A 12,374-nucleotide genomic window follows, 5' to 3' on the forward strand; every position below is an offset into this window, starting at 1 on the left:
GTTATGCCCTGTCTTTTCTAACCCTTATGCTCAATTTTAATTCTTTTTGTAAGGAAATTTATAAATATAAGTTTCCTTATTGCAATATAAAAAACTTGAGATATATTAATAACAATAAAAATAATGTGCGTTGTTAGGCAAAATTGGATTTAAATAAGACGCTTTTCAACAAATTAAATACAACAATCTTAGGGAGGCTTTTCTCCATGACTAAAAAGTACAGTAAATTTTTACCTTCTATTGCAGAAGATTTCTCTCTGGAAAATTTTCCTTATTATTGGGTCACTCAAGTGCATGCCCAATATATACAAAATGTAGATCACGCTTTGAAAAAATACGGACTGGACAATTCACGTCGCCGTATTTTACTGTCACTAAAATCCAAACCTCATGCCAGCGTATCAGACCTCTCCGAAATGGTCATTTCCAAAATGTCGACCACAACCAAAATCGTCTATCGCTTAAAAGATGAAGGACTGGTTGAAACCTATTCCTGTGAAGATGACGCCCGGATTACCCGAGTTGTCTTAACCGAGAAAGGACAACAAATGGCACATAAGATTAATGACCTGACAAATGTGGTTTTGGAACAATCTTTTGAAGGTCTGACTCCCCTACAAATTGAAAAAATGATGGAAAGTTTAAAATATATTTTTAAAAATTTAGCCCATTAAGTCGGGTTAAATTCGAAAGTAAACAAATGATTTTTAAGTTTTACTTTACAATATTTTAAAAGATATCGTTTTCACTTTAAATTTATTAAAAATAAGTTACAATAATAAAATACAATTACAACAATTATTATTGGGAAGAGTATAGATGACAAAAAAATACAGTAAGTTTTTACCATCTACAGACAATTTTGAGCTGGAAAATTTTCCATATTACTGGGTAAGTCAAGTACATGCTCAATACGTACAAAATGTTGATCATGCACTGAAAAAATATGGTCTGGACAATTCACGTCGCCGTATCTTGCTCGCTTTAAAATCCAAACCTCGTGCCAGCGTGTCAGATCTATCTGAAATGGTCATTTCTAAAATGTCGACCACCACCAAAATCGTCTATCGTTTAAAAGATGAAGGACTGGTTGAAACCTATTCATGTGAAGATGATGCCCGGATTACCCGAGTTGTCTTAACCGAGAAAGGACAACAAATGGCTCAGAAAATTAATGACCTGACAAATGTGGTTTTGGAACAATCATTCGATGGTTTAACCCCTTTACAAATTGAAAAAATGATGGAAAGCCTGCAACATATTTTTAAAAATTTATCACGATAATGTAATAGAGCTGTAAATTTAAAATTTCGGTTTAATACTGAATTTTTCTTTTGGACTTTACAGATAATATACAATTCATGCATTTTTTACATTTTCTAAAAAATGTTGAAGCAATAAATTATAAATAAAAAATTAATGGGGAGAAAATAAACAATGCCCAAGAAATATAGTAGATTTTTACTTCTATCTGGTGAAAATTTTGATTTAGGAGACTTCCCTTACTACTGGATTACTCAGGTTCATGCACAAAGTGTAAAAAAACTAGATCACGCTTTGAAAAAATATGGTCTGGACAATTCACGTCGCCGTATTTTACTGTCACTAAAATCCAAACCTCATGCCAGCGTGTCAGATCTATCCGAAATGGTCATTTCGAAAATGTCGACCACCACAAAAATCGTCTATCGTTTAAAAGATGAAGGACTGGTTGAAACCTATTCATGTGAAGATGATGCCCGTATTACCCGAGTTGTCTTAACCGAGAAAGGACAACGAATGACCCTGAAGATTAAAGATCTGAGCAATATAGTTCTCAAACAATCTTACCAGGGCCTAACTCCATTACAAATTGAAAAAATGATGGAAAGCTTGCAACATATTTTTAAAAATTTATCGTAATCATCTTAGCTTAATCGAAAAAATTAAGTTGGGGACTAATTTTTTCGATTTTTGCCTTTGGAACATGTAAACATTCAAAATCTACCTCCGGAAACCCTTCTACGAAAGAACGAATATCTGATGAATTAAAACTTAGCCATTCCTCTAAACGCTCGTGAGGAATAATAATCACTGAGCGTTTTACATTTCCAGGTTCATGAAAATCTTTCATCATAGGGTGATTTATGGCATCCATCGTAAGCATGGTTGCTGAACAAATAATTTCATCTCCAATTCGGCAAATTTCATAGAGCGCTGCAATATAAAAAGCATGGCCGTCCTTTCGGCGTACCCCCCAACGTTGAGGCTTATTCTCAATATATTTTGACTCATAAAACTCACTCACCGGCATCACGCCAAATTTGCATTTTGAAGCAGCATTTATAAATGTCGGTTTTTGTAGCAAAGTTTCATTTCGAGCATTATAGGTTTTTAGGGCAATAGTTTTATCTTCAGCCCATTTAGGTACCATCCCAAAATTAACCTTGCGCCACTCCAAACCTTGCGCTGATTTGAACAGCAAGGGCAACTCATAATTTGGATAGACCTCATCCGGATATTCAAAAGGAATATCCGGAAGATTCAACTCATGAAGCTGCTTTAAAGTAAGCGGTTTAAAATTAGCGCACATACAATAAGATTTAAATTAAAACTTATTCCATTATAACTTTAATCACATCATTTCTACTTCACATGACTATTCGGAAGCGTTAACCAATGTGTACGGCTGAACTCATCCAATATCCACTGTCCATTAAAGCGCCCCAAGCCTGAATTTCGCTCTCCGCCAAAGGGTGCATTCGGCTGATCTGCCACGGTTATGGAATTGATATGTGTCATACCTGCATCAATCTGCATTGCAAAACGAGTTCCGCGCTCGAGATCGGTGGTACATACTGCGCTGGATAGCCCATAGGCTGTGTTATTAGCCAAACGCAAAGCATCGGCTTCATCTTGAGCCTTAATGATTGGTAAGACTGGCCCAAAACTTTCTTCTTTCGCTAAACTAGATTCAGGATTGACATCAATAAAAATATGCGGTGGCACCACATTATCTTGAATATCGCCTCTCACGATAAGTTTAGTCCCCTCTTGCAGTGCCTGAGCAATAATGTGTTTTATTTTTTCAACTTGTGTCCCATTAATAATCGGACCAATGAGAGTATCCTCTTGCTCAGGGTCACCGTAGACAATGTTTTTAGTGCGAATGACCAGTTTTTCAACAAAAGTATCATAAACTTTAGCATCGACAATCACCCGATTGGTACTCATGCAAATTTGTCCCTGATGCAAAAAACGTCCCACCACAGCGAGTTCCACTGCCAGATCCAGATCAGCATCATCCAGCACCACTAAAGGCGCATTACCGCCCAGTTCCAGCGCTATTCGCTTCAGATGGCTACCACCAACTGCCAATTGCCCGACACGTTTTCCAACTAAGGTTGAACCTGTAAATGAAATCATTTTAGGGGTATCGTGCTCAACAAAGTAATCCCCTATTTCACCACCTAAACCGGCAACCACACTGAATACCCCCTCAGGGAGACCCGCTTCTTCAAAAATTTTGGCAAGTAGCATTCCTCCTGTAATAGGTGTATCACTTGCAGGCTTTAACACCACACAATTTCCAATCGCTAGGGCTGTGACTACAGAACGCATACTAAGATGAAATGGAAAGTTCCAAGGACTAATTACTGCAATCACGCCGAGCGCTTTTCGTACAACATGGCTTTTGCGAGTAGGGTCTATAGATTGCAATTTCTGGATTTCCATTCTTTCAGGAAATGTGATGGCCTCATTGATAATACCCAATACAGCGTCTACTTCAATATTGGCTTTAAAATGTGTGCTGCCAGACTCCTGAATGAGCCAGTCAATGATTTCTTCGCGTCTATTTTTGACCACATCCAAAACTCGGAGGATAATGCTTTTACGCTCGGATGGAAGCGTTTGCGACCAGGTAGTAAAACTACGCTCTGCAGCCGAATAAGCACTATCCACATCGACAAGGCTGGCAGCCTGCAATTTTAAAATAAGTTCTTGAGTATAAGGATTGAGATTATTAAGCGTATGGGTTGACGTTCCTTTTAGCCAGTGCCCTGCTATAAAAGGATTTTTGTTACTTTTAGACAATAAAAAAGCCTCCGAAGAGGCTTTTTATATGGTAGCTTGATTACGCAGGATTAATCCCCTGTGTAACCTTTTAATTTCAAACGGTATGCATGAAGTAGCGGTTCAGTATAACCAGAAGGTTGTTCAGCACCTTTAAAGACTAAGTCATATGCAGCTTTGTAAGCACAGCCATCAAAACCTGGTGCCATTGGTGTATAAGCTGGATCATTTGCGTTTTGCTCATCAACCACTTTAGCCATACGTTGCATCACTTCTTCCACTTGCTCTTTGCTTACAATACCGTGACGCAACCAGTTTGCCACGTGTTGAGAAGAAATACGTAAGGTTGCACGGTCTTCCATCAAGCCAACATCGTTGATGTCTGGCACTTTAGAACAACCTACACCCAGATCAACCCAACGAACTACATAACCCAAAATACCTTGAAGGTTATTTTCAAGCTCTTTAGTTTTCTCTTCAGCAGTCCAGTTAGTATCTGTCGCTAAAGGCGGAGTTAACAAGTCATCTAATGATAACGGCTGAGTATTCAACAATTCTTTTTGACGCTCAGACACGTTGCATTGATGGTAATGGATCGCGTGAATCACAGCGCCAGATGGAGACGGAACCCATGCACAGCTTGCGCCAGCTTCTGGATGCTCAATCTTGGTTTTGTACATGTCTGCAAGCATATCTGGTTTTGGCCACATACCTTTACCGATTTGTGCCTTACCACGTAAACCTGCTTGAAGACCGATCATCACGTTACGGTTTTCATAAGCCGGGAACCAGATTTGTGACTTCACTTCACCTTTACGAACAAATGGACCTGCTTCCATAAACGTATGGATTTCATCGCCTGTACGGTCCATGAAACCGGTGTTAATGAAGATGGTACGGTCTTTCGCCTGAGCGATAGAGTTTTTCAGGTTCACAGATGTACGACGTTCTTCATCCATGATGCCGATTTTTAAAGTTTTCGCAGGTAAACCAAGTGCCTGTTCAGCACGTTCAAATAACTCAACTGCAAATGCAACTTCTTCTGGACCATGCATTTTTGGCTTCACGATATACATAGAACCTTTACGCGAGTTCTTGATCGTGTTTTCGCCTTTAATGTCAGCAAAAGTCAATAACGGCGTGATTAACGCATCCATGATACCTTCGTAGATTTCTTGACCATCTACCAAGATCGCAGGGTTTGTCATCAAGTGACCCACGTTACGAAGCAACATCAATGAACGGCCATGAAGCGTCGTTTCACCACCAATCAGGTTTTTATGAGTACGGTCCTGGTTCAATGTACGAGTCACGGTTTTACCGTTTTTCTCGATTGATTCAGAAAGTGTACCGCGCATCAAGCCCAACCAGTTACGGTAGCCTTCAACTTTCTCTTCAGCGTCTACAGCTGCGATAGAGTCTTCCAAGTCTTGAATAGTGGTTACAGCAGCTTCCAGTACAAGATCTTTTAAGCCAGCAGCGTCAGTTTGACCAATCGGGCTGGTTGCATCAATTTCAATAATAACGTGTAAGCCATTGTTTAGAAGTACGATTTCAGTTGGTGCTGCTTCATCACCATTGAAACCTACAAATTGCCCTTCTTTTGCTAAAGTCGTTGTTGAACCATCTTTTAGCATCACAACTAATTTTTTGCCTTCAACCGCATATTTGGTTGCATCTGCATGCGAACCATTTGCCAGAGGGAAGGTTTCATTTAAGAAGTTTTTAGCAAATTCGATAACTTTTGCGCCACGAACCGGGTTATAGCCCTTACCTTTTTCCGCGCCACCTTCTTCAGAGATTACGTCGAAACCGTAAAGCGCATCGTATAGAGAACCCCAACGTGCGTTTGCCGCATTCAAGCAGTAACGTGCATTACGCACAGGTACTACCAATTGCGCACCAGCCAATAATGCGATTTCTTCATCTACATTTTCTGTGCTGATTTGGAAATCTTCTACTTCTGGTAATAAGTAGCCAATTTCAGTAAGGAAAGCTTTGTAAGCTTCGAGTTCAAATTTGTTGTTGCGGTGCCATTCATCAATTTTAGCTTGAAGGTCATCACGCTTAGCCAATAGTGCTTTGTTCTTTGGACTAAGATCGACAACGACTTGTTCAAAGTTTTTCCAGTATGTTTCACTGTCCAAACCAGAACCTGGTAATGCTTCATTTTCGATGAAATCGTAAAGTTCTTTAGCAATCGCTAACTTGCCTTTTTGAATACGTGCAGTCATTGTCTTTCCTGATATTGCTACTTTTTATAACAAGAGATTCTAGTATACCGATTTATACCTAGCTGAATAGTATTATCACATTCCTAAATAATGATCATTTTCTAATAAATGAATGTAAACATCACTCAATAAAATAAAGATCACAAATGCAACATTATTATCTGCCTGAATACCTTTTTATAGTCTATAAAGTTTTTAAAATGTCGAAATTAGACTTAAGTGCAGAATTTTGTTTTAAAACCAACCAAAAACGCTATTTCTATCACTGTCGAGCAAAGATTAAGCCACGAATAGAACAAAATGTCGATAAAACACTCAAACAATTTATGTAAAAAAAAGCGCCTGTTTAGGCGCTTGATCTTTAGCTGGCTTCTGAGGCCGACCCCTGTATTTGTCTATGTTCAGAGTTCAGATAATCGTCAGACTGCATTTCCAGTAAACGTGAACGCGTGCGTTCAATTTCAAAGGCCAGTTTTTCACCTTGATAAATGTCAATAATACTGTCTTCCGACGTCAGCAATAGTTTGACCCCACGATCGTAAAACTCATCGACCAGATAGATAAAACGGCGTGTACCTTCCGATAGATAATCGGTCAAATGCGGCACATTACTGACCAGTACAGTATTATAGATATTGGCGATTTCAATAAAGTCAGCCGGACTGCGCGGTTTTAAACACAGCTCTGAATATTCACACCACAACACATCTTCAGTATGACCAATGGTTTCAACAATACGGTTATTGATGATAATCGGTTCTTGGGATTGAGTTTGAGTCTGGGTTAAAGCAGTAAAGCGCTGCGCAATCCAGAGTTTATGCTCATGTGTTAATGGATGTTTAAACAATTGTGCCTGTTTCAGCACACGTAAACGATAATCCACACCGGCATCCACATTGAGAACTACACAATATTTTTTCACCATTTCAATAGTGGGGATAAAACGGTCCCGATGGATTCCATTTTTATATAAACCATCGGGTGCAATATTTGAAGTCGCCACCAAGGTAATGCCACGGGTAAACAGTTTCTGGAATAACTCGCTCAGAATCATGGCATCTGTGACATTGGAAACAAAAAATTCATCAAAACAGATGACCACTGCCTGCTGGTAAATCTGGTCTGCAACCTGATCCAGCGGATTTCGCTGCCCTGATAATTTATTCAGCTCACGATGTACATGTTGCATGAAATGATGAAAATGCATGCGCGTTTTACGGCGAAACGGAATCGACTCAAAAAACTGGTCCATTAACCAGGTTTTACCTCGCCCCACACCACCCCACATATATACACCTCGTGGTGAGGTTTGACGACGAAAACGGCGAAACGCTTTTTTTGAAGCTTTGAAACGCTGAATCAACTCTTGCCAAACGCGATCCAGCTCATGTACAGCTTGCGCCTGTGCCTCATCCGGCATGAACTGACCAGACGCGATGGCCTGTGCATAGCGCTCCGCAGGTGATAAGGGAATAAAGGCTGTACTGTGCTTAGAATTTAAATCTGACATAGGATTGAATACTATTTTAGGCTATTGAAAGTATAGCGAAGGTTGAGGTGAAATATATAACACTTTGGCATTAATATACTTAGGCTATTTACAAAACTACTTAAAGTACTGGCGTGGACTTTGTCCAAACCAGCGTTTAAAGGCATGATTGAAAGCTGCAGGCTCTGAATAACCCAGCAATTCTGCAATCATTTCAATGGAATATTCTTTATATTCCATCAATCTTAATGCCTTGTCTTTAATCAATTGTTCACGTATCTGTTTATAACTGCTTTGCAACTGTTGCAGTTGATGCCGCAACGTACGTTCTGGAATTTGCAGCGCTTGTGCCGTCTCTGCCATGCTAGGCATTACACCTGCTTGCAGCTCTAGATAATCTTGCACACGCTGCACCAGGGAGGGTACAGATTTATTCATCTTTAAACGCTCCAACTCAGCAATACATTTGCTCTCATAAAGATTAAAGGTCATTTTATCTGCTGAAGGAATTTGTACATTTAACACAGCATCATCAAACCAGAATTCTGCATACTCGGCAGTAAACTGTAATTCAGCACCATAGTAATCCTGATAGACATCTAGATCCTGCTGATTTTCAGGCAGCACAAACGGCAGTTCAATCTGCATTCGGGGAATACTTAAGCCCATCATGTTATACAGATCTTGAATAAATTTATAAGTTCCCGATATTTCACATTGTGCTCGCAACAGTCCGAGATCACTGTTTAAATCTTCAGGTACATAGCACAAAGCCATCTTTTGAGCTTTATATTTTAAACTCAACACACCTGTTAAATGAGTTAATGCCTGATAGCGAATCCCCTGCTCTAAAGCAGTACGGATATTTTCACTGGTAACCAATAACATCAGTAAAGGACCATAACCCGCAAGTGCATAATGCTGCCCAATAAACAGACCTTTTTCTGGTGCCACATCCTGCCCAATAACTTTAAGCACATCCCATTCCAGACCTGGATGAATAATTGAGCTAGGATCCAATGCATCCGCACGCAGTCCAATACTTTGAAGTTTTGGATCAACAGCAATCCCAGCTTTACGCATGCCTTGAATTAAATACATCAAGCCGAGAATGGAACGTTTCATAGCAGGATCACATCAAAATAACCTCTTAATTTTTACTATAATTTTTCATGCTTGCAAATTGCCGAAACTATCAATTTTTCTGTCATGGCTATCATGTCGGTTATCTCACCCTTGCTATAAGATACAAAAATAATAGAAGCAATAAGGCCAATAAAAAATGCACAATCAAACACTGCAGCAATCTATGCCAACACAAACAAAAATCGCTATCATTGGTGCAGGCTTTGGCGGTTTGGCGATGGCTATACGTCTACTACAAAGCAATATGCATGATTTTGTGATCCTGGAAAAAGCCAGTGATGTAGGGGGAACCTGGCGCGAAAACCAATATCCCGGTGCAACCTGCGATGTCCAGTCCCATATGTATTCCCTTTCTTTTGCCCCCAAAAGCGACTGGTCAAAACGCTATGCTGAAGCACCCGAAATCTTTAAATATATACAAGATTTAGTCACTGGCTTTAACCTGGAAAAATATTGCCAATTTAATTGTGAAGTTCTGGCTGCCCAATACAATGAACAAAGTTGTGACTGGAAACTCATCCTCAATAATGAACAAACTTTAATTGCTCAATTTGTGGTTTTTGCATCCGGCCCTTTACATGTACCCCATATCCCTCATATCAAGGGCATTGAAAAGTTTCAGGGTAAAGTTTTTCATTCCTCACAATGGGATCACCAATATGACTTGACAGACAAAAATGTTGCTTCAATTGGGACAGGTGGGAGTGCAATTCAATACATTCCAGAAATTGCAGCTAAAGTTAAGCAACTCTATGTGTTCCAGCGTACTGCGGCTTGGGTCATTCCTAGAGATGAACGCCGCTATTGGAATGTTGAAAAGAAATTATTTAAAAAACTAGACTGGTTTAGGAAACTGCACCGGGCACGCTTATATTGGTCCAATGAATCTCGCGTGGTTCCCATTGTTCAACCTGCAGTGATGAAATACACCCAAAAACTGGCAGAAGCTTTTATCAAGTTTCAGGTCAAAGACAAAAATCTGGTGCAAAAACTGACACCTGATTACATCATGGGATGCAAACGTATTTTGGTATCCAATAAGTACTATCCCACTTTTAACCGAAGCAATGTTGAACTGGTGACCGAGGCTATTCAGGAATTTACTGAAAACAGCATCATTACCAAAGATGGCAAAGAACGTAAGATTGATTGCTTAATTTATGGAACCGGTTTTATTACCGATCCACGCATCTATCTAAAATCATTTCAATGTAGTGGTGAACACGGACAAGATTTGCGCGGTGCCTGGCAGGAGGGTGCAGAAAGCTTCTATGGGATGTGTACCAAAGGCTTTCCCAATTTATTTCAGTTGCTGGGACCTAATACGGTTTTGGCACACAACTCCGTGATTTTTATGATTGAATCTCAGGTGAACTATATTCTACAAATGATTGAACTGGTTAAAAACACGCAAAGTCATGCCATTGTGGTTAAAGATCAGGTACAAGACCGATTCAACCAGCGTGTACAAAAATTGCTTGATGGCACAGTCTGGCAATCTGGCTGTGTGAGCTGGTACCAGCAAGATAGCGGCAAGAACTTTGCCCTGTGGCCTACTTATACCTGGAAATACTGGCTACAGACAAAAAAGCTTAATCCTGCTGACTTCCGTCTGCTAAATAAAACAGCTGGAAGTCGTGCAGCCTAAATATTTAACGGTCATAATAAACAGGTATTTATTAGCTGCTTAATTCTTTATGCAATCCTTTTGGTTGATTTTCCAGTTACTGCTTTGTTTAGTGCTCGGATTTGTTTTGGCAAGACGCTTACCTCACTGGCTTGTGCATCTTGCTTTTAAGATTCTGCCCTATTTTACCTATATTCTGCTGATTGCTATTGCCATTGAGTTTAGGCAAACATTACATACGATTGCTCAGCCTTGGCAAATCCTGAATCAGGCCGCTGTTTTAGCCATACTCACCAGCCTCGGCGCATTCCTCTGCTGTTATGTGTTATTCAGGCTTTTGGGTTATCAACCGAGTCACGGCAAAGTGTCTATGAGCCTTGTGAGCAAATCCCTGATCAATATCAGTTATGCTTTTATTGCCTTACTATTAGGTTATGTACTTTCTGAATCTACAGCCTACATGGGCTACACATTGCATATAAGTACCTGGAACCTATTACTGGCGTTCATGTTCATGATTGGCTTGGATCTTGCCTATTCACCCTTAGACCGATCCTGGCTGAACTGGAAAATTTTACTGGTGCCATTGGGCTGTATAGCCGGTTCACTACTGGGTGCTTTCGTTACAGCTACACTGATTCAAGACATCAGTTTAAAAGATCTCATCATGCTGTCCCAAGGTTATGGCTTTTATTCCATGACTGGTATTGTGGTCACAGAACTCAAAAATGCCCATCTTGGTAGTATTGCACTGATGAATGACCTGTTTCGAGAAATATTGGCAATTGTGTTTATGTATATTATCGGTTGGCGTTATCCACGCTCTGCAATTTCTTCAGCAGGAGCAACAGCAATGGATGTCACTTTGCCGATGGTAAAACAGGCCTGTGGCAATGATTTTATTCCACACGCCATGGTCAGCGGCTTTATTCTTTCTATACTAGCGCCCATATTGGTGAGTGTGCTGGCAGCAGTTTAATTTTTATATTTATCCCTCACCTACCTCATCTCCCAGAAGGAGAACTTGTCCATTTTTACAATAATGAGACGTTCTCTCTCCCTTTGGGAGATGAGGAGTACTGCTCCGCAAGGGAGAGGGTGTAAAGTTACAAGGTCGCCAAAATATCTTTTAGCATTTGACGCGGATTGTCCGACTTGGTAATTGGACGGCCAATCACCAAATGTGTAGAACCATCCAGCATGGCTTGCTTAGGGGTGACAATACGTTTCTGATCATCCGCAGCTGAACCTGCCGGACGAATACCAGGAGTGACTAAAGCAAAGCCCTGGCCTAAAATTTCACGCAGCATTTTGGCTTCCTGAGCAGAACAAACCACCCCATCCAGACCACTTTCCTGAGTGAGTTTTGCAAGACGTTGCACTTGTTCAAATGGTTCAACATCTAAACCAATATCTTTTAAATCTTCACGCCCCATTGAAGTCAGTACAGTCACTGCAATCAGCTGCGTATTATAGTTACCGGCTTTTAATCGCTCTACACAGGTTTCCATCATCTTACGGCCACCTGATGCATGCACATTCACCATCCAAACACCTAGGTCTGCTGCTGCACATACGGCTTGAGCCGTAGTATTGGGAATATCATGAAACTTCAAGTCCAAGAAAACTTCAAAACCCTTGTCATGTAATGCCTTTACTACATTTGGGCCTTCATGAGTAAATAGCTCTTTACCAACTTTCACCCGACATAATGCAGGGTCTAACTGCTCTGCAATCGTTAATGCGTCATATTGGCTTTTAGCATCCAGTGCAACAATGATACTCAAGAGACTTACCTTCGCTCAGACAAAAAAGAAAGCTTATT

12 protein-coding genes are annotated in these 12,374 nt (G+C 40.2%); 6 read left to right on the forward strand and 6 right to left on the reverse strand.

Going from position 1 to position 12,374, the window contains the following annotated elements; all coding sequences use genetic code 11:
• The first annotated feature begins 206 nt into the window (after window positions 1–206).
• The 3 genes from JFY49_RS09130 (at window position 207) to JFY49_RS09140 (ending at window position 1,902) form a co-directional block, all read left to right on the forward strand.
• Window positions 207–674, forward strand: coding sequence for a MarR family winged helix-turn-helix transcriptional regulator (locus tag JFY49_RS09130; protein ID WP_086195456.1), 468 nt, complete (start codon window positions 207–209; stop codon window positions 672–674).
• A gap of 145 nt (window positions 675–819) precedes the next feature.
• A complete protein-coding gene (locus JFY49_RS09135; protein ID WP_086195457.1) occupies window positions 820–1,284 on the forward strand; it encodes a MarR family winged helix-turn-helix transcriptional regulator in 465 nt (154 codons plus the stop codon).
• A gap of 153 nt (window positions 1,285–1,437) precedes the next feature.
• Window positions 1,438–1,902, forward strand: a complete 465-nt coding sequence (locus tag JFY49_RS09140) for a MarR family winged helix-turn-helix transcriptional regulator (protein ID WP_180044574.1) — start codon at window positions 1,438–1,440, stop codon at window positions 1,900–1,902.
• Between the two features lie 10 nt (window positions 1,903–1,912).
• On the opposite strand, the gene JFY49_RS09145 is transcribed toward JFY49_RS09140, so the two are convergent.
• From JFY49_RS09145 to JFY49_RS09155, 3 genes are read right to left on the reverse strand one after another with little or no spacing between them, the layout of a single operon-like run.
• Window positions 1,913–2,572 (reverse strand): SOS response-associated peptidase family protein, encoded by a 660-nt coding sequence (locus JFY49_RS09145; RefSeq protein ID WP_200222649.1) that lies wholly within the window; start codon window positions 2,570–2,572, stop codon window positions 1,913–1,915.
• 53 nt (window positions 2,573–2,625) lie between these two features.
• A complete protein-coding gene (locus tag JFY49_RS09150; protein ID WP_200222650.1) occupies window positions 2,626–4,074 on the reverse strand; it encodes an aldehyde dehydrogenase family protein in 1,449 nt (482 codons plus the stop codon).
• A 50-nt stretch (window positions 4,075–4,124) separates the two neighbouring features.
• Entirely contained in the window at window positions 4,125–6,287 is a 2,163-nt protein-coding gene (locus tag JFY49_RS09155) for a malate synthase G (RefSeq protein WP_200222651.1), read from the reverse strand.
• A 200-nt stretch (window positions 6,288–6,487) separates the two neighbouring features.
• Between JFY49_RS09155 and JFY49_RS17650 the strand changes: the two genes are divergently transcribed.
• Window positions 6,488–6,619, forward strand: coding sequence for a hypothetical protein (locus JFY49_RS17650; protein WP_265092666.1), 132 nt, complete (start codon window positions 6,488–6,490; stop codon window positions 6,617–6,619).
• Window positions 6,620–6,648: 29 nt separating this feature from the next.
• Here JFY49_RS17650 and zapE read toward each other — a convergent pair whose 3' ends face one another.
• Together zapE and JFY49_RS09165 are read right to left on the reverse strand one after the other, a co-directional pair.
• Window positions 6,649–7,797 carry a cell division protein ZapE gene (gene zapE, locus JFY49_RS09160; protein WP_180080310.1) on the reverse strand — a complete coding sequence of 383 codons (1,149 nt, stop codon included), beginning with the start codon at window positions 7,795–7,797 and terminating at the stop codon, window positions 6,649–6,651.
• Between the two features lie 96 nt (window positions 7,798–7,893).
• Window positions 7,894–8,901 carry an AraC family transcriptional regulator gene (locus JFY49_RS09165; RefSeq protein ID WP_200222652.1) on the reverse strand — a complete coding sequence of 336 codons (1,008 nt, stop codon included), beginning with the start codon at window positions 8,899–8,901 and terminating at the stop codon, window positions 7,894–7,896.
• Between the two features lie 184 nt (window positions 8,902–9,085).
• Between JFY49_RS09165 and JFY49_RS09170 the strand changes: the two genes are divergently transcribed.
• Window positions 9,086–10,570 (forward strand): flavin-containing monooxygenase, encoded by a 1,485-nt coding sequence (locus JFY49_RS09170; protein ID WP_227609429.1) that lies wholly within the window; start codon window positions 9,086–9,088, stop codon window positions 10,568–10,570.
• A 49-nt stretch (window positions 10,571–10,619) separates the two neighbouring features.
• A complete protein-coding gene (locus tag JFY49_RS09175; RefSeq protein ID WP_180041638.1) occupies window positions 10,620–11,528 on the forward strand; it encodes a lysine exporter LysO family protein in 909 nt (302 codons plus the stop codon).
• A gap of 127 nt (window positions 11,529–11,655) precedes the next feature.
• On the opposite strand, the gene pyrF is transcribed toward JFY49_RS09175, so the two are convergent.
• On the reverse strand, window positions 11,656–12,336 hold the full coding sequence (pyrF, locus tag JFY49_RS09180; protein ID WP_180041640.1) for an orotidine-5'-phosphate decarboxylase: 681 nt from the start codon (window positions 12,334–12,336) through the stop codon (window positions 11,656–11,658).
• Window positions 12,337–12,374 lie beyond the last annotated feature (38 nt).

It is taken from the genome of Acinetobacter sp. CS-2 (assembly GCF_016599715.1).
In the GTDB taxonomy this organism is placed as follows: domain Bacteria; phylum Pseudomonadota; class Gammaproteobacteria; order Pseudomonadales; family Moraxellaceae; genus Acinetobacter.

What these genes read in the sequence shown, in the direction of transcription:
- JFY49_RS09135 (WP_086195457.1), top strand. Translation starts at nt 820, where the DNA reads ATGACAAAAAAATACAGTAAGTTTTTACCATCTACAGACAATTTTGAG.
- JFY49_RS09140 (WP_180044574.1), top strand. Translation starts at nt 1,438, where the DNA reads ATGCCCAAGAAATATAGTAGATTTTTACTTCTATCTGGTGAAAATTTT.
- JFY49_RS09165 (WP_200222652.1), bottom strand. Translation starts at nt 8,901, where the DNA reads ATGAAACGTTCCATTCTCGGCTTGATGTATTTAATTCAAGGCATGCGT.
- JFY49_RS17650 (WP_265092666.1), top strand. Translation starts at nt 6,488, where the DNA reads ATGTCGAAATTAGACTTAAGTGCAGAATTTTGTTTTAAAACCAACCAA.
- JFY49_RS09155 (WP_200222651.1), bottom strand. Translation starts at nt 6,287, where the DNA reads ATGACTGCACGTATTCAAAAAGGCAAGTTAGCGATTGCTAAAGAACTT.
- zapE (WP_180080310.1), bottom strand. Translation starts at nt 7,797, where the DNA reads ATGTCAGATTTAAATTCTAAGCACAGTACAGCCTTTATTCCCTTATCA.
- JFY49_RS09145 (WP_200222649.1), bottom strand. Translation starts at nt 2,572, where the DNA reads ATGTGCGCTAATTTTAAACCGCTTACTTTAAAGCAGCTTCATGAGTTG.
- JFY49_RS09175 (WP_180041638.1), top strand. Translation starts at nt 10,620, where the DNA reads ATGCAATCCTTTTGGTTGATTTTCCAGTTACTGCTTTGTTTAGTGCTC.
- JFY49_RS09170 (WP_227609429.1), top strand. Translation starts at nt 9,086, where the DNA reads ATGCCAACACAAACAAAAATCGCTATCATTGGTGCAGGCTTTGGCGGT.
- JFY49_RS09130 (WP_086195456.1), top strand. Translation starts at nt 207, where the DNA reads ATGACTAAAAAGTACAGTAAATTTTTACCTTCTATTGCAGAAGATTTC.